The organism is Klebsiella sp. GW_Kp181 (assembly GCF_040062315.1).
In the GTDB taxonomy this organism is placed as follows: Bacteria; Pseudomonadota; Gammaproteobacteria; order Enterobacterales; family Enterobacteriaceae; genus Klebsiella; species Klebsiella oxytoca.
This window is the reverse complement of sequence record NZ_JBEAFR010000001.1, coordinates 24044-45816: the sequence shown is the minus strand read 5'-3', so window position 1 is coordinate 45816 and position 21773 is coordinate 24044. Positions and strand designations below refer to the sequence as shown.

General features: G+C 48.9%; 20 protein-coding genes. 19 read left to right on the top strand and 1 reads right to left on the bottom strand.

What is annotated here, in order from left to right:
- From ABLV11_RS00205 to ABLV11_RS00145, 13 genes are read left to right on the top strand one after another with little or no spacing between them, the layout of a single operon-like run.
- Positions 1–1653: a portal protein gene (locus ABLV11_RS00205; protein WP_348855082.1), complete on the top strand. Its 1653-nt coding sequence runs from the start codon at positions 1–3 to the stop codon at positions 1651–1653.
- 9 nt (positions 1654–1662) lie between these two features.
- Positions 1663–1986, top strand: coding sequence for a hypothetical protein (locus tag ABLV11_RS00200; protein ID WP_142478639.1), 324 nt, complete (start codon positions 1663–1665; stop codon positions 1984–1986).
- A complete protein-coding gene (locus ABLV11_RS00195) occupies positions 1979–2671 on the top strand; it encodes a hypothetical protein (RefSeq protein WP_224226385.1) in 693 nt (230 codons plus the stop codon). The genes ABLV11_RS00200 and ABLV11_RS00195 overlap by 8 nt, the downstream gene beginning before the upstream one ends.
- 19 nt (positions 2672–2690) lie before the next feature.
- Positions 2691–3695: a major capsid protein gene (locus ABLV11_RS00190; protein ID WP_224226386.1), complete on the top strand. Its 1005-nt coding sequence runs from the start codon at positions 2691–2693 to the stop codon at positions 3693–3695.
- A 13-nt stretch (positions 3696–3708) separates the two neighbouring features.
- The gene (locus tag ABLV11_RS00185) at positions 3709–4155 is read left to right on the top strand and encodes a Bbp16 family capsid cement protein (protein ID WP_224226387.1); all 447 of its coding nucleotides are present in this window, start codon (positions 3709–3711) and stop codon (positions 4153–4155) included.
- Positions 4156–4192: 37 nt separating this feature from the next.
- Positions 4193–4801, top strand: a complete 609-nt coding sequence (locus ABLV11_RS00180) for a hypothetical protein (RefSeq protein WP_142478643.1) — start codon at positions 4193–4195, stop codon at positions 4799–4801.
- Positions 4802–7114: a hypothetical protein gene (locus ABLV11_RS00175; protein ID WP_224226388.1), complete on the top strand. Its 2313-nt coding sequence runs from the start codon at positions 4802–4804 to the stop codon at positions 7112–7114.
- The gene (locus tag ABLV11_RS00170) at positions 7111–7527 is read left to right on the top strand and encodes a hypothetical protein (RefSeq protein WP_142478645.1); all 417 of its coding nucleotides are present in this window, start codon (positions 7111–7113) and stop codon (positions 7525–7527) included. Before ABLV11_RS00175 ends, ABLV11_RS00170 begins: the two co-directional genes overlap by 4 nt.
- Positions 7527–7985, top strand: a complete 459-nt coding sequence (locus ABLV11_RS00165) for a hypothetical protein (protein WP_348855081.1) — start codon at positions 7527–7529, stop codon at positions 7983–7985. The genes ABLV11_RS00170 and ABLV11_RS00165 overlap by 1 nt, the downstream gene beginning before the upstream one ends.
- 1 nt (position 7986) lies before the next feature.
- The gene (locus tag ABLV11_RS00160) at positions 7987–10605 is read left to right on the top strand and encodes a hypothetical protein (protein ID WP_348855080.1); all 2619 of its coding nucleotides are present in this window, start codon (positions 7987–7989) and stop codon (positions 10603–10605) included.
- 3 nt (positions 10606–10608) lie between these two features.
- On the top strand, positions 10609–12237 hold the full coding sequence (locus ABLV11_RS00155) for a hypothetical protein (RefSeq protein WP_348855079.1): 1629 nt from the start codon (positions 10609–10611) through the stop codon (positions 12235–12237).
- Entirely contained in the window at positions 12237–14777 is a 2541-nt protein-coding gene (locus ABLV11_RS00150; protein ID WP_348855078.1) for a hypothetical protein, read from the top strand. The genes ABLV11_RS00155 and ABLV11_RS00150 overlap by 1 nt, the downstream gene beginning before the upstream one ends.
- Positions 14778–14799: 22 nt before the next feature.
- Complete coding sequence (locus tag ABLV11_RS00145; RefSeq protein WP_348855077.1) at positions 14800–15129, top strand: hypothetical protein; 330 nt, start codon at positions 14800–14802, stop codon at positions 15127–15129.
- Between the two features lie 7 nt (positions 15130–15136).
- On the opposite strand, the gene ABLV11_RS00140 is transcribed toward ABLV11_RS00145, so the two are convergent.
- On the bottom strand, positions 15137–15493 hold the full coding sequence (locus tag ABLV11_RS00140; RefSeq protein ID WP_224226394.1) for an Arc family DNA-binding protein: 357 nt from the start codon (positions 15491–15493) through the stop codon (positions 15137–15139).
- A gap of 118 nt (positions 15494–15611) precedes the next feature.
- Between ABLV11_RS00140 and ABLV11_RS00135 the strand changes: the two genes are divergently transcribed.
- From ABLV11_RS00135 to ABLV11_RS00110, 6 genes are all read left to right on the top strand, one after another.
- Positions 15612–15785: an Arc family DNA-binding protein gene (locus ABLV11_RS00135; RefSeq protein ID WP_224226395.1), complete on the top strand. Its 174-nt coding sequence runs from the start codon at positions 15612–15614 to the stop codon at positions 15783–15785.
- Positions 15775–16479 (top strand): P22AR C-terminal domain-containing protein, encoded by a 705-nt coding sequence (locus ABLV11_RS00130; RefSeq protein WP_224226396.1) that lies wholly within the window; start codon positions 15775–15777, stop codon positions 16477–16479. Before ABLV11_RS00135 ends, ABLV11_RS00130 begins: the two co-directional genes overlap by 11 nt.
- Before the next feature lie 83 nt (positions 16480–16562).
- Positions 16563–17306: a hypothetical protein gene (locus ABLV11_RS00125; protein WP_224226397.1), complete on the top strand. Its 744-nt coding sequence runs from the start codon at positions 16563–16565 to the stop codon at positions 17304–17306.
- A 255-nt stretch (positions 17307–17561) separates the two neighbouring features.
- On the top strand, positions 17562–18089 hold the full coding sequence (locus ABLV11_RS00120) for a Panacea domain-containing protein (RefSeq protein WP_224226398.1): 528 nt from the start codon (positions 17562–17564) through the stop codon (positions 18087–18089).
- A gap of 583 nt (positions 18090–18672) precedes the next feature.
- The gene (locus ABLV11_RS00115) at positions 18673–21270 is read left to right on the top strand and encodes a hypothetical protein (RefSeq protein ID WP_348855075.1); all 2598 of its coding nucleotides are present in this window, start codon (positions 18673–18675) and stop codon (positions 21268–21270) included.
- A 179-nt stretch (positions 21271–21449) separates the two neighbouring features.
- A complete protein-coding gene (locus ABLV11_RS00110; protein ID WP_064351664.1) occupies positions 21450–21713 on the top strand; it encodes a hypothetical protein in 264 nt (87 codons plus the stop codon).
- Positions 21714–21773 lie beyond the last annotated feature (60 nt).

Genomic DNA, 21773 nt, shown 5'->3' with positions numbered 1-21773 from the left:
ATGGACAAAAGCCAGGAAGAACTGCTCAATCAGATTTTGCGTGACCAGTCCTCAATGGAAGTGTCGCGCAAGACCTGGGAGCAGCACTGGGATGAAGTTGCTGAGCGATGCCTGCCGAGAAATTCCGGTTTCACTAAAAAGCCTCAGGATGGCTCTAAGCGCAGCGAAAAGGCCATTGACTCAACCCCAATCCTGGCCCTTGAACGTTTCGCCGCGGCAATGGAATCCGTCATCACTCCGCGCACTCAGATGTGGCATGGACTGCAGAATGAGCGCTTTGCTGATGATAACGATGTGCAGAAGTATTACGAGGAGTGCACGAAAATACTCTTCCGTGTTCGCTATGCTCCGCACGCCAACTTTGCTAACCAGCAGAGCGAGAACTACATCAGCATTGGCGCATTCGGTAACGGGTGCATTTACGTTGATGAGGTCCCGGGCAAAGGCACAAGATACATCTGCTACCCGCTGCAGGAGATTTACTTCGAGGAGAACTATCAGGGAATTGTTGATCTCGTTCACCGCAAGTTTTGCCTCACCGCTCGCCAGGCAGTGCAGCAGTTTGGCAAAGAGAATCTCCCCGACTTCATCCAGCGAGCATCAGAGAACTCTCCGCTAACGAAGTATGAATTCATACACCGTGTGTGGCCGAACGATGATATTAAATACATTAAAGGGGAGCCGGCACCTGGCCCCGCAGGTATGCCGTGGAAATCGGTATACATCAGCATCTCCGGAAAGAAATTAATCCGGCGGGGTGGCTATCACACAATGCCGTATTGCATCGCCAGATATTATAAGTCGCCTGGTGAGACATACGGTCGCGGTCCTGGCATGACTGCCTTGCCTGACATGAAAGTCCTCAATGAGATGAACAAAGAAACTCTCATTGGTGCGCAACTTGCAAACCGTCCACCGGTACTTGTCGCAGATGATGGTGCCCTAGATGCGTTCTCGTTGGTTCCCGGTAGCATTAACTCTGGTGCCGTAAGCGCTCAAGGTAATCCACTCGCCGTCCCGTTCAACACTGGAGCCCAGCCACAACTAGGGCTTGAGATGATGGACCAGAAGCGTCAGCTGATTAACGACATCTTCCTGGTGACGCTGTTCCAGATTCTCGTGCAGAACCCGAACATGACTGCTACTGAGGCCATGCTTCGCGCACAAGAGAAGGGGCAACTGCTTGCACCCACAGCCGGCCGCATTATGTCAGAGCAGCTTGGGCCAATGATTGAGCGTGAAGTTGATATCTGTGCACGCATGGGGCTCTTCCCTGATCCGCCTCAGCAGTTGCTTGATGCGAATATGGAATTCGACATCGATTACAAGTCTCCACTCATTCGCATGCAGCAGAGCGAAGAGGGAACTGGCATAGCGCAAACCCTACAGATGGCGACGTCGATCGCTCAATTTGACCAGAGCATCATGGGGCTGTTCAACTTCGGAGATATCATGCGCGAGTTCGCTGATATCAACGGCATGCCGCGCACGCTGATTAAAGACCCGGAAGAAGAGCAGGCGATGAAAGAAGCTCAGGCGCAGCAGGCGCAACTAAACAACTTGCTGCAGGCCGCGCCAAACATCGCAACCGCTGCTGACAAAATTGCTTCGGCTCAACAGAATTTTAATACCCCACTCCCTGCACCTCAGTAAGACAAAACCATGACAAAAGAGCTCATTACCGAGCGCTATAAACGCGCCCGGGAGTTAGCCATGTCCCGCGCATATCGACGCGTGTTTGGCGAGCATGGGTCACGCACGAAAGAGCAACAGATGGTGATAGGCGACCTGATGAATTTCAGCAAGCTGCTCGCCAGTTCTGTAGCTATGTCAAAAGTGACCGGCTCAATAGATACGCACGCAACGATGCTTGCAGAAGGTCGCCGGGAAGTGGCTCACCGAATCATCAATTACACAACGCTGGATGATGCACAAATCCTCCTGGCAATCTCGAAACTGGACGAGGCATTGAAATCGAATGTTTAAGTTATCCAACTTCTTTCACAAGCAAGAGCTTGCAGGGGAACCCGCAGCCCCAGGCTCTGAAGCTCCAGCATCTGCACCTGAGGTTTCAGCTCAGCCTGCAACGTTGTTAGGTGGCCAACCGGACCCGACGCCTGAAGCCCCACCGGTAGCTGAGCCCTTCCTCAAAGAACTACCTGGCGCGGATGACAAAGAAGGCTGGTCTGCGCTTTACGCCAAGATGGGGCGGCCTGAAACGGCAGATGGCTATGAACTTCCTGTACCTGAAGGTGATAGCGGAGAGTTCGCTAAGACAGCCTCTCAATGGCTGCATGAAGCGGGACTCAACAAACAGCAAGCTCAATCCCTTGTCGCGCAATACAACGCCCACGCCGCTGCTCAGGCAGAAGCGCATCAGGCTGCTATTGCTCAGCAGGTAGAGAAAGACATGACTGCAATCAAGCAGGAGTGGGGCGCTGACTTTGATGCCAATAGCGCAATCGTCAGTAGCGCAGTGAAAACCTTCGCGCCACCTGAATTCGTCGAAATGCTCGACAAGTCCGGGCTAATTAACAGCCCGGTCATCGCAAAGATGTTCCTCAAAATCGGCTCAGCAATCGGCGAAGACAAATCGGTTGCAGCTAAAAAGAACTCTCCGCAGGGCGGTGAGAACGACCTCGCTCAACGCCTCTGGCCGGGCATGAGTTAACTAACTGGAGATTTACTGAATGGCTACACTTTCTGGAAAGTACACCCTTCTGGATGTGGCAAAGACTCTTGACCCGGATGGCAGCACTGCTGCGGTGGCTGAGTTGCTGTCACAAGACAATGAAATGCTGATGGATATGCCGTGGTTTGAGGGCAACCTCCCTACGGGCCATCGCATCACAACCCGAACTGGCTTGCCGGATGTTATCTTCCGTAAGCTCAATGGCGGCGTTCCGCCGAGCAAGGCGACCACTGCTCAGTTGGATGAAGCGTGCGGTATCCTCGAAGCCCGTTCTGAGATCGACAAAGACCTGGCGATGCTGAACGGCAATACTGGTTCTTTCCGTCTTCTTCAGGCGAAGGCATTCATTGAAGCGATGAACCAGCGCATGCAGCAGACCGTTCTTTACGGCTCTACTGAAACGACGCCAGAAGCATTCCTCGGTCTGGCTCCTCGTTACGGATTCGCACCTTCAAACTCATCTGCTGCGCCTAACAAGGTCAACGTGATCGATGCTGGCGGTACTGGTGCCAACAACACGTCAATCTGGCTTGTTGGCTGGGGTGCAAACACCGTTCACGGTATTTACCCGAAAGGCTCACAGGCTGGCTTGATCCACAACGACCTGGGTGAAGGTGACGCATTCGACGTTAACCAGAACCGCTTCCGGGCATTCATGGACCAGTATCAGTGGAAGTGCGGCATCGCCCTTCATGACTGGCGCTATGTAGTCCGCATCGCAAACGTTGATGTTACCGCGCTGACTAAAAACGCCTCGGCTGGCGCTGATCTGATTGACCTGATGACTCAGGCTCTGGAAAAAATCCACAGCCTTTCCGGTGTCACTCCGGCGTTTTATGTCAACCGCACCATCCGCAGCTTCCTGCGCCGCCAGAATGTAAACAAGGTTGCCTCCGGCACTCTGATGTACGACGAAGTTGCTGGTAAGCCGGCCCTGCGTTTTGGTGAGGTTCCAGTCCGTCGCGTTGATGCCCTGGGCATCGCCGAAGCTCGCATTGTTTAATAAGGAGTAATGCATGTATCTCGATAAGCAAGCTGAGTTCTCGGACAGCCAGGCGGTTACTGCAACAGCAATTTCCACCAACGTCATGGACCTGAACACAGCATTTAACTACAACACCGGGGTTGATATCGGTACCGGTGAAGATGTTTACCTTGTTGTTCAGGTTGATGCCGCTGCTACCGCTGCTGGCGCTGCAACCGTTCAGGTAACTCTGGAGTCATCCGCTGCTGCAGGGCTGACCAGTTCAACCGTCCACTTCACTTCGGCAAGCTATGCGCTGACTGACTTAACCGCGGGCAAAACGTTGTTTTCAGTTAAGCTGCCGAGCGGAACATACCTGCGCTATCTCGGCGTTCGCTATACCGTAGGCACTGGCCCGCTGACAGCTGGCACTTTCTCCGCGTTCCTGGTGAAAGATGTTGAGGCGTGGCGTGCATACGCTCGCAACTACACCGCGTAATAACAGGGGCTTCGGCCCCTTTCTCATTTGGTGAGATATGGCAACCAGAATCGAAATCATCAACAGGGCATTAACCAAACTCGGAAGTGATCGCCTGATGAGCGAGGCTGACGACAATGCTGCATCTCGGGCCATAGAGGCTATCTATGATGGGCTGCTGGATACTCTCCTGCGCACATACAGATGGTCTTTTGCTATCAAGCGGGCTCAGTTAGCGCTGCTATCCAGTGAGCCTTTGTTTGGCTATCAGTTTCAATACCAACTCCCTTCTGATTGCATCCGTATAGATGCGATTACTGATGTGGTCAATCAGGAGTGGTGGAATCACGACTGGTGTGGATACAACCTGCCATATCCGCGCTATCAAGTTGAGGGCCGTCAAGTCCTCACCGATATGGAGTCTCCGGTATATATCCGCTACGGCGCGAGAATGCCAGATCCAACGAATTATGACGAAGCCTTTACTGAGGCGTTCGCTTGCAAACTTGCTGTAGAGATTTGCGAAACCATCACTCAGTCTTCGACAAAGAAACAGGCCGCTCTTCAGGACTTCGATATGGCCATTAAAGCGGCGCGAGCAGCAAGCGCAATCGAAAGACCCCCTATCAAGCAGCAGGACACATCCTGGTATACATCGAGGTTATAAATGCCTTCAACATCTCCAGCCATCAATAGCTTTAACGCCGGTGAGTTCTCCCCGCTAATGATGGGGCAGACCGATTTCAACAAATGGAAAAGCGGCTGCAAAAAGATGCTGAACTTTATTCCCCGGTCGCAAGGGCCGGCAGAGCGCCGCGGTGGGACTTACTTTGTCAGCGAAGTAAAAAACTCTGCCAACCGCGTGTGGTTGGCCAGGTTTGAGTACAACACAACTCAGGCTTTTATTCTTGAGTTCGGTCCGGGTTACATCCGTTTCTATTCAGATCACGGCGTGGCGCAAGATGGCTCAGGAAATCCACTTGAGGTTGCGTCACCATATACAGCAGGTGATCTGACAAACGAAGATGGGGCATTTGGCCTTTCAATGGTTCAGAGCGGTGATGTGATTTACATCTGCTCTTATGCTGGCGATAAGCCGCCATATAAGCTATCAAGATTCAGCAATACAAACTGGACCCTTGAAGCGTTTGATTATGCATCGGCCCTTGGTCCTTTTGACAATATCAACTCCGATCGTACTGTAACTGTCTACACTGACCAGTTTCGAATCTGGTCAGCAGATGGCGCAACTCGACCTGACGGCACGCCAACAACAACAAGTTTGTGCACGATAACCGCGAACTCAGCAATATTTGAAGCGGGTCATGTTGGCGGGCTGTTTTATATCGAATCCTCAACTGACGCCGTCGATGACGGGACCGGCCACTCAGGATACATATCCGCCTGGTCTGCAGGAACAACAGAAACCTTTACCGAAGGTTCGTTCTGCCGCAGTGATGGCAAGTATTACGAGGACATGAGCGGCGACCATACCGGCAGCACTCAGCCAACCTGGACAGCTGGCGCTCACCGTGATGGTAGTGGTAGCGACGCGGTATTGTGGCGATATTCAAATGGCGGCTGGGGAGTCATTGAGATTACCGCAGTGAACAGCGCAACCGAGGCTGTAGGCAAGATCAGAACTGAATTGCCGCCGAGTGTGCGCAACACCACAGGTAAAACCTATAAATGGGCCTTTGGTGATTGGTCATCTGAGAAAGGGTTTCCGACAAAGGTCGCATTCTATAAGAGCCGGCTATGCTTCTCAGGCCGAAATAAACTGTGGTTCTCGGTCGCGTCAGATTACGAAAACTTCACTCCAATGTCAGATGGTTTCGAGGTGCAGACCGATGACTCTATCAACGTGCAGATTGAAGCCGACTCGACCAACGTCATACAGTGGCTGGCTGCCAGTAGCTCTTTGCTGATTGGCACCGCGGGTAACGAATTCGCCTGCTCTCCCTCGACAACAACAACCGCTTTTGGCCCGGATAACATTCAAATTGTCCAGGAATCTAAATACGGCTCTAAGGGCGTCAATGCAATTATCGTTGGTGATACAGTCCTGTTTATCCAACGCGCAGGCAGGAAAGTACGCGCCGTCACTGCTGATTATCAGAGTGGCACATACAGCTCCGTTGATCTTTCAGTCATTGCAGAGCATATCACCTCAACAGGAATAATCGATTTTGCCTGGCAGCAGGAGCCGGACTATGTGGTTTGGGTCGTGCTGAATAGTGGAATCCTGGTTGGGCTTACTTACAACTCTGAGCAGGAAGTTATTGCCTGGCATCGACATGATGTCAGCGGCGTGGTGGAGTCTGTAGCGACTATACCCGGGCCGGATGGAAACAGGGATGACCTCTGGATAGTCGTCAGGCGTACTATTAACGGTGTTCAGCGTCGTTATGTTGAGTACCTTCATGCTGCATGGGATTCCTATACCGAATCGATTTCTAATGCGTTTTATGTTGATTGTGGGCTTACATACAACGGTAGCGCAGTCACGTCATTGACAGGGCTTTCTCATCTGGAAGGAAAGACTGTGGCAGTTATGACCGATGGCGCAGCACATCCTGACCGCGTCGTGTCAGGCGGAGCTATCAGTCTTGAATGGTCAACGACTGTAGCTCATGTTGGTCTGCCGTTTACCTCTGAGATGGTGACTTTGCCTCTTGAGGCTGGCGGTACCGCAGGTACGGCACAAAGCAAAACCAAACGAGCAAACGAAGCTGCGATCAGGTTCGTAAATACTCTTGGCGGTAAGATGGGAATAGAGGGTGGAAGATACCTTGATGTAATTCCAACTCGCGATTATCACGATCTCATGGACCAGGCTCCGGGCCCGTTCACAGATGACAGAAAGCTAACACTCCCATCGCAGTACGATACAAATGCGTGCCTTCGAATCGTTCAGGACCAACCGTTACCTATGACGGTTTGCGCTATCTATCCTCGTGTATGGACATCAGGCGAATGAAAATAATCGACTTTGAACCAGAGCACATCCTGCAGATTAAACCACAAGATAGGCAATCCTATATTCAGCTGACAATTGAATATGGACAACTTCTGGCAGACGGCAACTGCTTTACCGGGGTACACGAAGGTAAGGTGGTTGCAATTGGTGGAATCATCCCTGTTTGCCCTGGTAGAGGCTTCCTGCATCTCATCGTCTCAGAAGGCATCCCGCATCAATGGATAAAATTATTCCGTGCGGCCAGACGCCTTATTGATGCCGTGCAGGATGATTATATTCGACTTGAAACACTGAGTGGATTTGAAGAGGCCGACAGGTGGCTTGAACTGCTTGGTTTCGAATTTGAAGGCGTTCTTCGCAAAGTCATGCCTGATGGCTCTGATGCGAAGTCGTACAGCATAGTGAGGTCATAATGGCAGCAGCATTACCCTGGCTTGCGGCTGGTTCAACCGGTTTAAGCGCTTTGTCCGGAGTGAATAACGCACGCCAGCAATCTAAGCAAAGCAATCTCAACGCGCAACTACTCGATCAACAAGCCAGGAACACAGCGCTGCAGACAGGCTCTCAGGTAAGCCAGATACGCCGGCAGGGAGCAAATGTTATGGGTGAGCAAGCCGCTGCATTCGCTGACAACGGTACCGGGACAGGTGGTAGTAATGCTCTCATCCAGCGCTCGACAGCGATAGATACAGAAATGGACGCCGCAAACGCAGACTATAACGGTCAGTTGCAGATTAACGATCTGAAAAATCAGGCGTCAGCTATGCGGGCCACGGCAAAGAATCAGCAGCCAGGACTGTTGAGCCTAGTCGGTGGTGCGGCAAGTACGCTGGGTTCTTACTACGGAACAAAATCACTTCTGAAGGGTTAATATGGCCAGAATCCCTGTTTACCAGAGCCAGGTCGGTATCCGCGCGGCAGGTCCGTCTCCTGTGCGCTATCAAACTGAATCGACTGACCAGCAAATGTTATCACAGGGCGTCAATCAGTTTGTTGACGGCGCCGTGCGCATTCAGCGTCAGCAACAGGCTGTTCAGGATACTCAAGATCTGACGGACTTTGCCAATGCGCAGAATAACCTGAATGCTGCGTTAAATGATGCGAGACAGCAGTCAAAAACGGGAATTGACTACATTCCTGCAGCATCTGCGCTCGTTAAGCAGCATGAGAATGATTTCTATGCTGCTCATCCTTCAATGTCAGAGCAGCAGAAGGGAGAGTATCAACTCCGTTGGGCGCAGCTGAGAGGAAGCGTAGACAATCAGGCTATCAACTGGGGGCAGGGGCAGGCGAAAGCTATCTCCATAGCCAATCTGGAAGATAGTGCTGCTGCAGTAGGGAATATCATTCTCCAGGACCCAACGCAGGCAAAGGCTCTGGCTCAGTCTCACTTGCAGACGATAGACCAGAGCGACCTTGACCCGGCAACGAAGGCGCAACTAGCAAGCAAGTCACGTAACATGTGGGCTCTTGCCGCGGCGCAGTACGGTATTAACGCCAATCCTCAACATGTTATTGATCAGGAATCGACCTTCCGTCAGGTTCAGTCCGTAGGGGCTGGCGATGGAGAAGCGACTCCATCAGGATCAAGCGGGACTCTTGCGACAAGGAATAATAATCCTCTTAACATTCGTTTTTCTGGAAACAATAACTGGGCCGGTAAAGGTAGCGATAACGGCTCCGGGTTTGAGAACTTCGACAGCGCAGAGCATGGTCTACGTGCAGGGCTGAAGCTAATCCGCAACCATATTGGAAACGGCAAGGATACACTGCAGTCGTTAATCAGTACGTGGGCACCCCCAAGTGAGAACGATACAAAGCAATACGCCCAAGCCGTTAGCAGAAAAACAGGCATCCCTGTTGATGCTCAGTTAAATCCTAATGACCCTCAGCAAATGACTGCGGTAGCAAAGGCAATGGCTGAGCAGGAGGGGTATGGTGGAAATCTTAGCGGCGGGCAGTTACAACGTGCGTGGGATTCACTTAACGACCCAAATCAACTCGCTCCCGGCATTCCGTGGGGGCAACTAACGCCACAACAGACGCAAACGGTAATCAACCAGGCACAAGCCAAAGTAGATCAGCAGAACACACAAACCAGAATGCTGATGCAGCAAAGTATTCAGGATGATGTTGCGCGAGTGGAGGCCGGGGTGCCGGTAAACAATCCCATTTCTCGTGAGTCGTGGATGGCTACTGCTCCGCATGATGCGACGCCACAGCAAATCGAATTGTTGTCAAAGCAGTACGACCAGTATGCGTTAACCATGAGTCTGCAGGGAACATACTCAGACATAAACACAAAATCTGCGACAGATGGACTTGCTGCGGTTCAGTCAATAAAGCCCACTGGTGATGAATCTGATTTTGCCGTGCGGCAACAGCGTTATCAGCAAGCAGCCCAAAAGTACCAGCAAGTAATTACTGCACGCGAAAAAGACCCCGGAGGTTGGCTATCGCAGAACTCACCTGCAGTTAAACAGGCTTATGCTGCTTATGCGCAAGACCCAACGCAGGGCGCGCAGTTCGCAAACGCCATTATGGTTGAGAAAAATCGCCTTGGGATTATGAGCAAAGACATTCTCCCAGACACGATGGCTGATTCTATCCTGCAGACTATCGACAGTAGTAAAGAACAGAGCGTCGCTGCCATTCAATCCGTTGGGCAGCAGTTTGGGCCGTACTCGCAGCAAGTCATGCAGCAAATACAGAAAAAGGCTGGCCCGGCGCTACAGGTTGTGATGGCTACTGATAACCCCCGGGCGGCTAATGCGTTGTGGCAGAACCGTAATGTTAAGACCTCTGATCTGCGTGATTCCATCAACACTGCCGCATCTGGCTCTGCTGACAGCGCAGATACTGAATGGGCTTCGCAGTCGAAAGATTTTGCGGCCACTATGGTTGTGCAGCCAGGAGGCGTCGGTATCTGGAATAACTTTAATGACCAGGGCCGCCGGCTTATGTACCTGAACATTCAGAAAGGGATGAGTGTAGGCGATGCAGCCAAGCAGGCGTTTCAGGATATTTTGGGCTCACAGTATCAGACCACCGGAACATGGAGACTGCCCACCCGCCTTAACCTCGACATGAGCGACATTAAAGACGGCGTAAGTGCGTATATGGATAACCTCAAAGGTGAAGACATTCGCCCCTTGATTGGTGATCCGCGAGTAAGTGAAGAGGTCAACCGCAGCCAGAGTCTAAGTCGCATCAAAGACAACGCGGAGTGGGTGACCAACTCTGATGAAACCGGTCTGATGATGACGCTAAACGGCCTTGTTGTGACCGACCCGCAAGGGCAGCCCATAACAGCAACGTTTAGTGACCTCGCAAAACTTGGCCAGCAGAACCGCAGCAGAACAAACCGCTTCTCTAAATTCATCAATAACCCCGTGACATACACCCCAGGTCAGACTAAAGGGCAGAGCATTGAGTCTCAGCGCGAGAATCTGATCAAGGTGTTCAATCAGGGGCAGCAAATCAACAGGTAAATTATGCCGATTTATACAGACGACCCGGGGACAGGTATTAATCAACCGCTGAGCAACGTTGAATCTGGTCTCGGTGAATCTTTGTCGGCATCATTCACACAGGGATTCAGAGAAGGCCCGTTGATGTCTGGCATACGGTTTGCTCAGGCTGACCAGTACGCCAATGACCCTAACTCTCCTGTTGTAAGTAAAGCTGAGGCGGATGCAAAGCTCAAAGAGCTTGGCGTTAAGAGTATAAATATACCCGACTCCGGCGTTACGCAGTCCTTCATGGACCATGTGACACAGGAAAGAAAAGAGGCGCTTGCAAGACAGCAGATTGCTTCCTCGGCACCATCAGGGTTTATAAACACGCCGCTTAACTTTATGGCCGGGCTCGCCGGTTCTATGGCAGACCCGGCAAACCTGGCGATTGGTCTGGTGCCGTTCGCTGGCGAAGCCAGGGCCGCTACTGCGCTCGGAAGGTTTGGTGAGCGCTTTGTGCAGGGCTCGATTTATGGTGGTGTCCAGACGGCGGCCGCAATTCCATTTACTGCTCTTGCAGCTGCTGCTGAAGGGGATAACTTCACGCTTGCGCAGGGGATGGAAAACATCTTCCTTGGCATGGTGGGCGGGGGAGTCCTTCATGCGGGCGGAGGGGTTATTGCAGATCTGGTTAGAGGAAGGCGAGGCGCTGAACCATCAGCATCAATCGCAGATGAGGCCGGCACTCCGAGAGCGACAGAATCATCACAGGCACCCCTTTCCAATGAAGCAAACTTTGCTGACCTTGATTCCTACGTATATAGCCGCGCCTATGATGATGTCACTCCTGCTTACCAGGCTGAATTGAATGCTACCAGAGATAGCATCACATCAAATCTTGACGATATTAAGTCAGGTATTGAGGCCACCCGACAGCAGATAAGTGACATCGAGTCTTCACTGGAGAGGCGCGTGTCTGAATATAAGTCTCAGGGGATGAAAAGCCGCGATGCAAGAGCTCAGGCAAAGCAAGATATTGCTGATGAAAGAACACAAGTTCAGGAGCGTCAGGGAGAGCTGCAACAGGAACTTGAGAAGCATGGCCAGGCATCTCGGGCGGAGGATGAGCTAGGGCAAATAGACCGGGGCGATATACCTCCTGCATTGAGAGAGAGAATTGCCGCCCGTGCTGCAGAAATCGGCGATGGATTCAAGCCAACTGCAATAGCCCAGGGTGTTAGAACTGCAGCACAAAGAATAAATGAGGCTAACTGGACGCAGAGAGAGAACGCCTTTCGCGGTGGATTATCGCATATGCTCCAGGGCAGGACGCCTGATATTGAGCCCTTCTTTGACCTTGGCAGAACAGACCTTCGTGCAACTGCGTTTGACCAGATCAAACAAGGCCCGCGCCCGGACATTGACGAACCGACAGTAAGAGCCAGTGCAGATGCTGACACGCAGTATAAGCGCGCGCAAAACAATGATGACCTCATGAATGCTCAGGAAGATTTTGACGCTGAAATCGAACTGGCGCGGAATATGGTTGATGACCTCGACTCCCCCCAGCTCAAAGAGGCGTTATCTGCCATCCAAAAAGAAGCCAATGACGAAAGCTTTATGAAAGGTCTGCAGGCATACGCCACCTGCATGCTCAGGAGAATGTAATGGCAAATCAGTTTCTCACTCAATGCGAAAAAACAGTTAATGCTGCTGCCGGCCGCAATCTGTCAGAAGATGAAATGGGTCGCCTCGTATCTGACATGGAAAACACAGTCAAACGGATACGCGCTGAGAACGAAGGGATTTCGCTTGAGGCAGCAGCGTTATGGGCTGCCGAAGAACTTAGCAATGCTGAGAAACTAGCAAACGTTATTGAAGCACGTAACAAGGCTCTGAATACGCGCATTGCAGCGCAGCGACTTGCGTTCATTCGTGACTCATTTCCAGATCGCCCTGATATAGGCCTGTCAGCAATTCTTGTTGGGAGAAATGAAGCCCGCACTGGCAGCCGGTCCTCTGCGTCTGCGGAACAATTTCAACTGCGTTCAAAGTATCTGTCCGGACTGAATCACGACCTTGAACAAGCGGGAGTACTGAAATATCTCTCCAGTGGCTCAAATGATGCTGAGGTAGCCGATGCTATGTGGCGTCTTGGCAAAGGTGAGTCTACAGACGGCATGATGAAAGAGTCGGTTAAAATCGCCGAAATAATCACTAAATGGCAAGAATCAGCCAGACTTGATGCCAACAAGGCCGGTGCCTGGATTCGTAAGATGCCTGGCTACATTGCTCGCCAGGGCCACGACATGATGAAGATTCGCGCTGCAGGTTTTGCTGCATGGCGAGACGCCATCCTCCCCAAACTGGACAAGGCAACATTCGAAGGCGTAGCAGACCAGGACGCATTTCTGAGAAGCGTTTATGATGGGCTGGCGTCTGGTGTCCATCTTGCCTCAGAGAAGCCAGACTGGATGAAAGGCTTCAAGGGCTCACAGAACGTAGCTCGTAGGGCCAGTCAGGAGCGCGTGCTGCACTTTCTTGATGGCCGGTCATGGTATGAATACAACCGGGAGTTTGGCGTTGGTTCCGTGCGTGAGGCTATCTATGGGGGCCTTGAAGCATCTGCCCGTAATACCGGACTTATGCGCATTCTCGGGACCAATCCGGAGAACATGGTTAATTACCTTGCAGATACCATTTCTGCAGATCTGAAAGGTAACGAAAAGGCTCTGGCTGCATTTAACGATGCCAGGCGCACCTCGATTAAGCATCAGATGGCTGAAATAACAGGTCAGACAAACATACCAGGCTCCTCATCATTAGCCAGGTTCGGGTCTACCACAAGAGCTGTAGATTCAATGATGAAGTTGGGTGGCGCAATGATTTCATCGTTTAACGATCTGGCTAGTAACGCCCTTGAATTGAGATATCAGGGGAAAAACTTTATGGAGGCGTTAACTGAATCTATTCAAGGAAGACTAAAGCGCTTTTCCTCAGAGGAGCAGAAGGAAATCCTTAGCTCACTTGGCGTTTACGCTGACTCCATGCGTGATGAGATACTGCAGCGCTTTTCCGGGGACGTAACGTTGCCAGGAAAGGTTGCAAGATTGCAACGCCAGTTTTTTCGTATGAACGGTCTTAACTGGTGGACAGATGCATCAAGAAATACCACAGCCACAATGATTTCTCATTGGCTGGCAGGTAATGCAAAGTCACCCCATGCCACGCTGAATCCTGACCTTAAACGCGCTCTTGACCTGCATGGAATCGGCGAGCCAGAGTGGAACATCTATCGCACCATGGACATGAAAGGCTCAGAAGGTCGAACCTTCATGACGCCAGACGGTATTGATTCTGTTCCTGATGATGTGATCGCTAAGTATGTCGCAGATAAAAACGTCACTGTAAATGAGCGAAGCATTGCGAATGCTCGTTCTGAACTGGGTGATAAGTTGCGTGGATATATTCTCGATCGCGTCATGGTAGCGATGACGGAGCCAACCGCTCGAACTAGGGCAACAATGAAGCAAGGAACTCAGCCCGGAACCTGGCCCGGTGAAATTTTACGCTTTATGGGGCAATACAAGTCATTCACCGCCTCTTTCATGCAGCAGGCGTTGGGTCGTGAGGTATTTGGTAGAGGCTATACCCCTGCACCATTGGGACAAAGCCGGTGGGGTAGCGTATCGAATGCGCTATTTAAAAGTGGCAAAGGTGAGATGGTTGGACTCGCTCAACTTGCATTATGGATGACCTTCTTTGGTTATCTTTCCATGCAGACCAAGCTCATGCTCAAAGGGCAGACCCCCAGGCCAGCTGATGCCAAAACATTTCTCGCAGCAGCCGCGCAAGGTGGAGGATTGGGAATCTTTGGTGATTTTCTTTTTGGAGAGGCTAACCGTTTCGGCGCTGGTCCTGTTTTGTCGATGGTTGGGCCTGTAGCCTCATCAACAGACCAATTGGTTTCTTTATTCCAGAAGACGCGTTCTGGAGATGCAAAAGCCGGTGATTTCTTTAGATTCACTGTGGACCATACACCTTTCATAAACCTGTTCTGGTCGCGTCCGATACTGAATTACTTGTTCCTTAATCAGTTGCAGGAGTCGCTATCGCCAGGCTCTCTTCATCGATACGAGCAGAACATTAGAAAGAATCAGGGTAATGACTTCTTGATCCCTCCTTCTCAGTTTATGCTAGGGAGATAACTGCTAAGGAAAGGAGATTGAGGTGATGGCAAATGACATAGGTTTATACGTGTCTATATGTGGCCTGATCGGATGTTTAGTTTTGGCGCAAAGTAGCAGAAAAATCATTGCATCAAATGCTGCAAGATTCTTCTGCTTTGCCAACTTGGTGATGTTTTTTGCGCTAATGGCAAGAATTGCGTCTGAAGTTCATTGGTGGGCTATAGCGGTATTCTTTGCGTGCTCACTGGCTGCAGGGTTCATCTTTGGTTTTGTTTCTCGTTCAAAAGATGATTCGATTCTATACAGAACGCAGACAATACAAGGAATTGCTGTCATAGCCTTTACGGCAATCTCATGGCATTTAAACTAACCCACCATCAGGTGGGTTTTTTCTTGGAAATTTCTTCAATTTTTAAGCTGAGTTCCAAGCCAGCTTGAGCCATGGCTTTTTTAGTGGCCTCTTCTATTAACTGTGTGACTCGATTATCAAAAGATGCAAGCGCCTCCTGATACGAGGGCGGAAGCTCTTTCCTATTTTCAAGATACTGAGAGTTTTTCTTGGAATCTTCTTTCTCGCGGATCTCTTGGTCAATTGCATCCTGCAAAATCTGAACGATCTCCGAGTTCATGGATCTTCCGTTACGCTTTGCTCTCTCGGCTATGGCGTCACGCATCCCGTCCGGCATTCTCACAGTGAATCTCTCAATAAAGTTCGGGTTGTCTTTTTCAGTCATTTTCATAAACCGTAAATTTTAATAGAAACACGGTAGCATCATATTGACATTATTCACAATGACATCATAATGGTGTCAGGCATCAAAATGATGCTATCAGCAACAGGAGGAAGAGTGAATGAGCGATGTGCTTTATACCGGACGTAAAAATGATAGCTTTCAACTGCGCCTTCCAGAGCGCATGAAAGAGGATATACGCAGGATGGCGGAAATGGATGGGATTTCGATTAACTCTGCAATTGTGCAGCGTTTGGCAAAAAGCCTGCGTGAGGAGCGTATGAATGGTCAGTAAAAACGGCGAAGCCCGGAAGTGCGCTAACACTATCCGGGCCTCTATCGAAAATAACCGCGAAGGAAATATCGACATGAATATTGTAGCAAAATCAGAACTCAACTTCCAAGGTAAAGCGATTGTTCCGGTTGTAGGCATGACTGGTATCTGGCTGACTTCTGCAGAAATAGCTAATGCTCTTCAATATAAAAGCGCGAAGTCAGTGACGAACTTGTTTAACCAAAATTCAGATGAATTTACCAGTGGAATGACTCAGGTCATCGAATCAGTGACCTCAGGGAATTACCGCAAAAAAGTACGTGTTTTCTCACTGCGTGGCGCTCACCTGATCGCTATGTTCGCGCGTACTTCGGTAGCTAAAGAGTTTCGCCGCTGGGTTCTGGACATCCTAGATCGCGAAGTGGCGCATTCACCAATTGCTAAGCAGTTCACCGATGATGAGCTATGCCGACTCGCTTGGATGTGGGATGTAACCAATCGGATGCAAAATTTTGCAAGAGATTTATACCCAGCAATGCGAACAATCAAATCAGAGTATGCAGGTAAGTTTTATGACTTTGGCAATGAGTTTCGCTGGACGTTTGAAGAAGCGAGAAAGGCTATAGCAAAGGCGTCTGAGCATATTGCATATGAACCACAAAACGACGACAACTGGTCGCGGGTACTACCAAGATTAAGAAATGAGCTTCACTGACAGGCGCATGGGACGGCGCAAAAAGAAAAACCGCCAGTGGCTGCTGGCGGTCTACTGAAGTCTGACAACGTATAGGAACGTATATGACTAAGAAGAATGTAGCAAATGTTGGTTCAATTGTCACTGATAAAACCATTGACAGCCAGTCACTGCTTGAAATGGTTAATCAGGCCCGTAAGCAATGCGGGGAGAAATCGGTTCGCAACAATGTTTTTATCGAGCGCATTCATGATGAGTTAGAGGGGGAGACCTACAAAATTTTTGTAGGTCACAAAAACGGCGCTGAAATTGAAATCGCCGAAATGTCTATCAAGCAGGCATTGCGCGTAGCTGCTCGCGAGTCTAAAGCCGTTCGCCGATCTTTGGTTGATAAGCTGGAAGACATGCAGGCTATCCAGGTGCCTACTAAAAGCACTTCAGGGCTTACTGAATATCGGCTTGCTAAAGCTGAGCAACTCAAAGCTCAGGCGCTGGAGAAAAACATCGCATCGGCCCGCGAGCTGATGTTAATGTTCCCTCGGCTGGGTGAATCGGCTAACCAGGTGATCGTTGCCACCCTTGTTAACCCGCTTCTTGGTCACGAAGTTGTGCCACTGCCGGCGATTGAAGAGCATTACTCAACGGCGGGTGAAGTGGCGGCGCAGCTCGGTTGCACTGCGAACAAGATCGGACGCGTGGCTAATAAGCACAACCTCAAAACTGAGCAATACGGCAAGTTCTTTCTGGATAAGTCGAGACACTCAGACAAGCAAGTTGAGGCTTTCCGTTACAACGCCGAAGGGGTTCAGGCCCTTCGCCACCTGATTAACGGTGCTGATGTGGCGTAACTATCTGAAAATCATTCAAAACCCAATGTTGGGCTTTGCTATTTAAACCCGCTTAACTGCGGGTTTTTTAAGCCCCTGTATTTCCTTGATATCAAGCTGATATTGCTAACCTGTAGACGCTGGCTGTATACTCAGGGTGTAATCACCAGGTGTGATTACTTAAAAAACCGCCAGGTTAACCCTTGGCTAGTATCAGGCATGATGCATTGGCCTTTTATGCAGTCATGTAACGACATGTTAATTAAGGATATTGAGATGCTTAAGGTTCGGTTCGATTCAGAAAAGGCTTTAGAGGCCATTCTGTATGTAGCCTCTAAAGCACCCATACCAGACATTTACCATGTTTGTAAGATTCTTTATTATGCAGACAGGTTTCATCTTGAGTCATATGGTCGTCTTTTGTCGGGCGATCACTATAACGCGATGAAAGATGGGCCGGTAGCCAGTAACACTTACGACATTATTAAGATTGCTCGCGGAGACGGCAGGTACATACCAAATGGTTGCGATGCGGATGATGTAAGAAGCTCGTTTCGTGTAATCGGCAAATATGTTAAGCCAAAGCGTAACGCGGATGAGGATGTCTTCAGCGACTCTGATTTAGAGTGCATTGATAAGTCGATAGAATTTCTCGGCGGAATGAGCTTCGAGGATATCAGGAACATGAGCCATGATGCTGCCTGGGAGTCGGCAGATCCTAATGGTGAAATGTCGCTTGAAGCCATCATAGGCGAGCTAAATAACAGTAAGCTCATACTGGACTACGTACAAAACGGATGCTGATGTTTTATGTTGGGCGATAGCTTTCCTCCTGATTTTATGGCTAGTTTTAGTCAGCAAAGAGGCGTATCGCCCGGCGATGTTTTGTACATGCATTGCGACTTCACTACACCTCCAAAAATGAAGTATATGGTGGTTGCATGTTGTGAACCTCTTCTTGTGTTGCTTGTAAACTCACACATAAATCCTTTCATCCAGCAAAACGCAAGATTACTTCAATGTCAGGTTGAATTAATGCAGAAGACCCATGAATTCCTTGAATGGGATTCGTTCGTGAACTGCATCGAGGCCCATGCTGCCTTCAACCTTGATGATGTAAAGGATCAAATATCTACCAACTATGGTTACATTTTGAAGGGTAGGGTTTCTGATTTGAGCATGAGAGATGTAAGGTCTGCTGTCTCGAATTCTCCAACCATGAGCAGAAGAGACAAAAGGCGCATAACGGATGCGTTGAGCCATTATCAGTAATTACCGCAATATATAATTGCGCACACAATCCCAAACCTCGCTACGGCGGGGTTTTTTTATACCTAAATGCCTACCGCAGCTTGCCTGTGGGGATTTCTTACGCCCGGAGAATTAGATGACTGTATCATCTGAAGTAAACTACATCGAGTATAACGGAGATGGGGTGACAACTACATTTCCTATCCCATTTTACTTTATTCTAAATTCTGATATCTCCGCGCAGATAGCTGATGCAGACGGGAATATTACAGACCTGACATATGGAGTTGATTACTCAGTATCAGGCGCAGGAAGCTCATCAGGTGGCAGCGCTACAATGAACACCGCCTATGCATCTGGATATAAAATCCTCTTCTATCGCGAGCCGCCGGCAACCCAGGAAACCGCTTACTATGAGAACGGTAAATTCCCGGCCAAGTCACATGAACAGGCACTCGATAAGCTGACCATGCTGATTCAAAGCTGTTTCACTGGGCTTGGCCTGGCCTTGCGGAGACCTTCCATTTTGGCGTCGTTTTATGATGCTCTCAACAATAGAATTAGTAACCTTCTCGATCCATTAAAGCCACAGGATGCGGCAACAAAAAACTATGTTGATGTGTCGTTGCAGCAAGAGAAAGATGAAAGAGAGACAGCGCAAAAGAAATTTTTAAGAGTACCAGAAGGCTTCGTAGAGGAAATATATCCATTAGATGCGCGCAAGGATTCTATTTTTGGATGGGATAGCTCAGGCAGGCCTGTGCCAATTTTTGCAATGACTGAAACTGCTGATTTGGCACTGAAGTTAGCATCAAACACGCCGGGCCTTGGCGCTTCGTTGATTGGCTTATCTCAGGGGGGGAAAGTCCAAGACGCCATATTCCATATTACCCCAGGCATGTTTGGCTACACCCCAGACTTCAATATTACATCTCAAACTGGCACAGATAATGGCCCAGCATTAAGACAGGCGATTGCAAAAGCTATATCTCTTGGATACCAAATTGTTGAGATCCCCGCAGGCTTTGCATTGATTGATGTTTCATTGGAGGATGTAAATTTAGGTGGGCAAGGGTTTAAAGGATACCAGGGAGTTAAGCTTGTTGGGGCAGGGCAAAGAAATACGAGGCTTTTCTTTCGCGGTTCTGCTGGGAGTGTGGGCATATCCAATATTGGTGGAAGTGGTTCAATATCACAAAAATCACTACACGGAATGGGCCTATCTACAACCAATGATTCAGTAAGGAATGTTAATCTTTACCTTCTGGATGGATGCTGCTTTTCCCACAACTCGGATTTATGGCTACTTAATGGTGCAAGCGGCATTAAATTTAGCAATAGTGGAACCTCTGGCAGTTTTACTGAGTTTAATACTTTTACAAATAGTAGGGTGCAAAACTGTGCCGATAATATTATTTTTGAAGTCAACGGAGGCGATAATAGTTTTCATGGCAATTCATTTACCAATGTACAAAACCAAGTTTTAGCCGGGTCAACATTTGGGAATGGGGTCAGGGTTAATGGAATCACATCTCCAGCTTACCTTTATAACCAAACGTGGGATATGAAGTTTTTTGGGGGCACCAACTGCAGAGCATACAAACTAACTAATTGTAATACAGATAATCTTAGTGGAAATCTATCATTTGAAGGTAACTTAATTTGTGAAACGACCGACGCCTCTGTTTTTGAATTTAAAGGTAACTTTTCAGGAATAAGCACCCTTACATTTAATGTGGTAACTCCTACTACTGTAAGGGCTGCAAATTTCATATTTAACAATGTGCTAGATGATTTTAGTTCATTTAGCAATACAGTACTGTCATCTTATAGCCCTAGACTGTTCAACCCGCAATTAGCAGACACGACTGATAATGGAGTCACCGCTTCTGTTTGGAGAGTGAGAAATGCAGTGGGCGATGGGTTGCTTTTTAATGTTTTCAACGGTAGTCCAGGTTGGTTTTTCTCGACAACTCAGGCTAATCAAAGAACCCAGGCTGCGGCACCAAAATATTCATTAGGTCCCGATGGCAATAGCTTCACTGGTTATTCATCAACTCTTTATCTTAACCCGGTAAATTCGACATACGGATTGCAGTTATCATCAGCCGATTCTCGATTTGCCCCCAGAACAGATAATACATTATCTTGTGGCGCAGGGGCGTTTAGGTGGACTCAGGTTTTTGCAGTTAATAGCACAATAGGAACGTCAGATAAAAGGAAAAAAACCAACCTTCGCCAGATTGACACTAAAGAAATTTCTGCGTTTTACGAAATCGGACAACTTGACTCGGTGTGGCAGTGGTTAGAAAAATATCAAACAGAGGGGGATGAAGCAAGGTTGCATTCTGGTCCGACAGTACAAGATGCCATTGAAATCATGACGCGCTACGGTCTTGTATGGAGCGATTATTCCTGCTTTGTACATATAGAGCAAGACGCCAGTCCAGAAGAGGTAGAGGCATGGGGCGATATCTATGAGATTATCCCTGATCAGCCAGCTATCTATGAGGATGATGGTGTCACGCTTCGTCAAGCAGAAGAAAAAGGGGGCCGGAAGCTAAAGACGCCTGCAGGTAGTCGGGTCATCAAAGATGCACAGCCAGCTATGAGTGAGTATGCATTTAGAAAAGAAGAGTTATTATTCTGGATTACAAGGGCGATTATTGCCAACCAAGATATATTATCAAAGAAACTTGATGCACTTGAGGAGATATCGCAATTGAATAAATAATGATATTCAATCAAAAATTATCAACACTCGCAACGCATTATGTATAATTGCTTTTCCATTGTAATTGTGTGATACATAATCATTAGAGATGGATACCCAAAGTGGTGTTCATCTCATATAATGCATTTCTGCAAAAGCAAAAATGCTTTGTAGCTTTATTTAAATGAAGGAAAATATCGATGATGGATTTAGGTGAAGTTGAATATGTTGTAGAAGATTCGATGTGGTTCATTAAATATAGACATGTCATCACAGGAGGGCGCTATGATTCACAAGAAACAGCGCAGTATGCCGCTGAGACGCTTACTGTTGATGATATGGATATTTTATGGATGGATAAGGTTATAAAAAACCCCAGCAAGAAAGGTGCTGAAGTCCTCATTTCCCGGCAAGATATAGATGAGTTTTTGTCAACCCGCCCCGTATATTCCAAAAGTGAATAAATGACAACTTGACGTGTTTAGCCACTCAATAATACTGTATATATAACCAGTATTATTGAG

Bases quoted from the DNA above. Each gene is read 5' to 3' on its own strand.
- ABLV11_RS00205 (WP_348855082.1), top strand. From the start codon at position 1: ATGGACAAAAGCCAGGAAGAACTGCTCAATCAGATTTTGCGTGACCAG.
- ABLV11_RS00200 (WP_142478639.1), top strand. From the start codon at position 1,663: ATGACAAAAGAGCTCATTACCGAGCGCTATAAACGCGCCCGGGAGTTA.
- ABLV11_RS00195 (WP_224226385.1), top strand. From the start codon at position 1,979: ATGTTTAAGTTATCCAACTTCTTTCACAAGCAAGAGCTTGCAGGGGAA.
- ABLV11_RS00190 (WP_224226386.1), top strand. From the start codon at position 2,691: ATGGCTACACTTTCTGGAAAGTACACCCTTCTGGATGTGGCAAAGACT.
- ABLV11_RS00185 (WP_224226387.1), top strand. From the start codon at position 3,709: ATGTATCTCGATAAGCAAGCTGAGTTCTCGGACAGCCAGGCGGTTACT.
- ABLV11_RS00180 (WP_142478643.1), top strand. From the start codon at position 4,193: ATGGCAACCAGAATCGAAATCATCAACAGGGCATTAACCAAACTCGGA.
- ABLV11_RS00175 (WP_224226388.1), top strand. From the start codon at position 4,802: ATGCCTTCAACATCTCCAGCCATCAATAGCTTTAACGCCGGTGAGTTC.
- ABLV11_RS00170 (WP_142478645.1), top strand. From the start codon at position 7,111: ATGAAAATAATCGACTTTGAACCAGAGCACATCCTGCAGATTAAACCA.
- ABLV11_RS00165 (WP_348855081.1), top strand. From the start codon at position 7,527: ATGGCAGCAGCATTACCCTGGCTTGCGGCTGGTTCAACCGGTTTAAGC.
- ABLV11_RS00160 (WP_348855080.1), top strand. From the start codon at position 7,987: ATGGCCAGAATCCCTGTTTACCAGAGCCAGGTCGGTATCCGCGCGGCA.
- ABLV11_RS00155 (WP_348855079.1), top strand. From the start codon at position 10,609: ATGCCGATTTATACAGACGACCCGGGGACAGGTATTAATCAACCGCTG.
- ABLV11_RS00150 (WP_348855078.1), top strand. From the start codon at position 12,237: ATGGCAAATCAGTTTCTCACTCAATGCGAAAAAACAGTTAATGCTGCT.
- ABLV11_RS00140 (WP_224226394.1), bottom strand. From the start codon at position 15,493: ATGACTGAAAAAGACAACCCGAACTTTATTGAGAGATTCACTGTGAGA.
- ABLV11_RS00135 (WP_224226395.1), top strand. From the start codon at position 15,612: ATGAGCGATGTGCTTTATACCGGACGTAAAAATGATAGCTTTCAACTG.
- ABLV11_RS00130 (WP_224226396.1), top strand. From the start codon at position 15,775: ATGGTCAGTAAAAACGGCGAAGCCCGGAAGTGCGCTAACACTATCCGG.
- ABLV11_RS00125 (WP_224226397.1), top strand. From the start codon at position 16,563: ATGACTAAGAAGAATGTAGCAAATGTTGGTTCAATTGTCACTGATAAA.
- ABLV11_RS00120 (WP_224226398.1), top strand. From the start codon at position 17,562: ATGCTTAAGGTTCGGTTCGATTCAGAAAAGGCTTTAGAGGCCATTCTG.
- ABLV11_RS00115 (WP_348855075.1), top strand. From the start codon at position 18,673: ATGACTGTATCATCTGAAGTAAACTACATCGAGTATAACGGAGATGGG.
- ABLV11_RS00110 (WP_064351664.1), top strand. From the start codon at position 21,450: ATGATGGATTTAGGTGAAGTTGAATATGTTGTAGAAGATTCGATGTGG.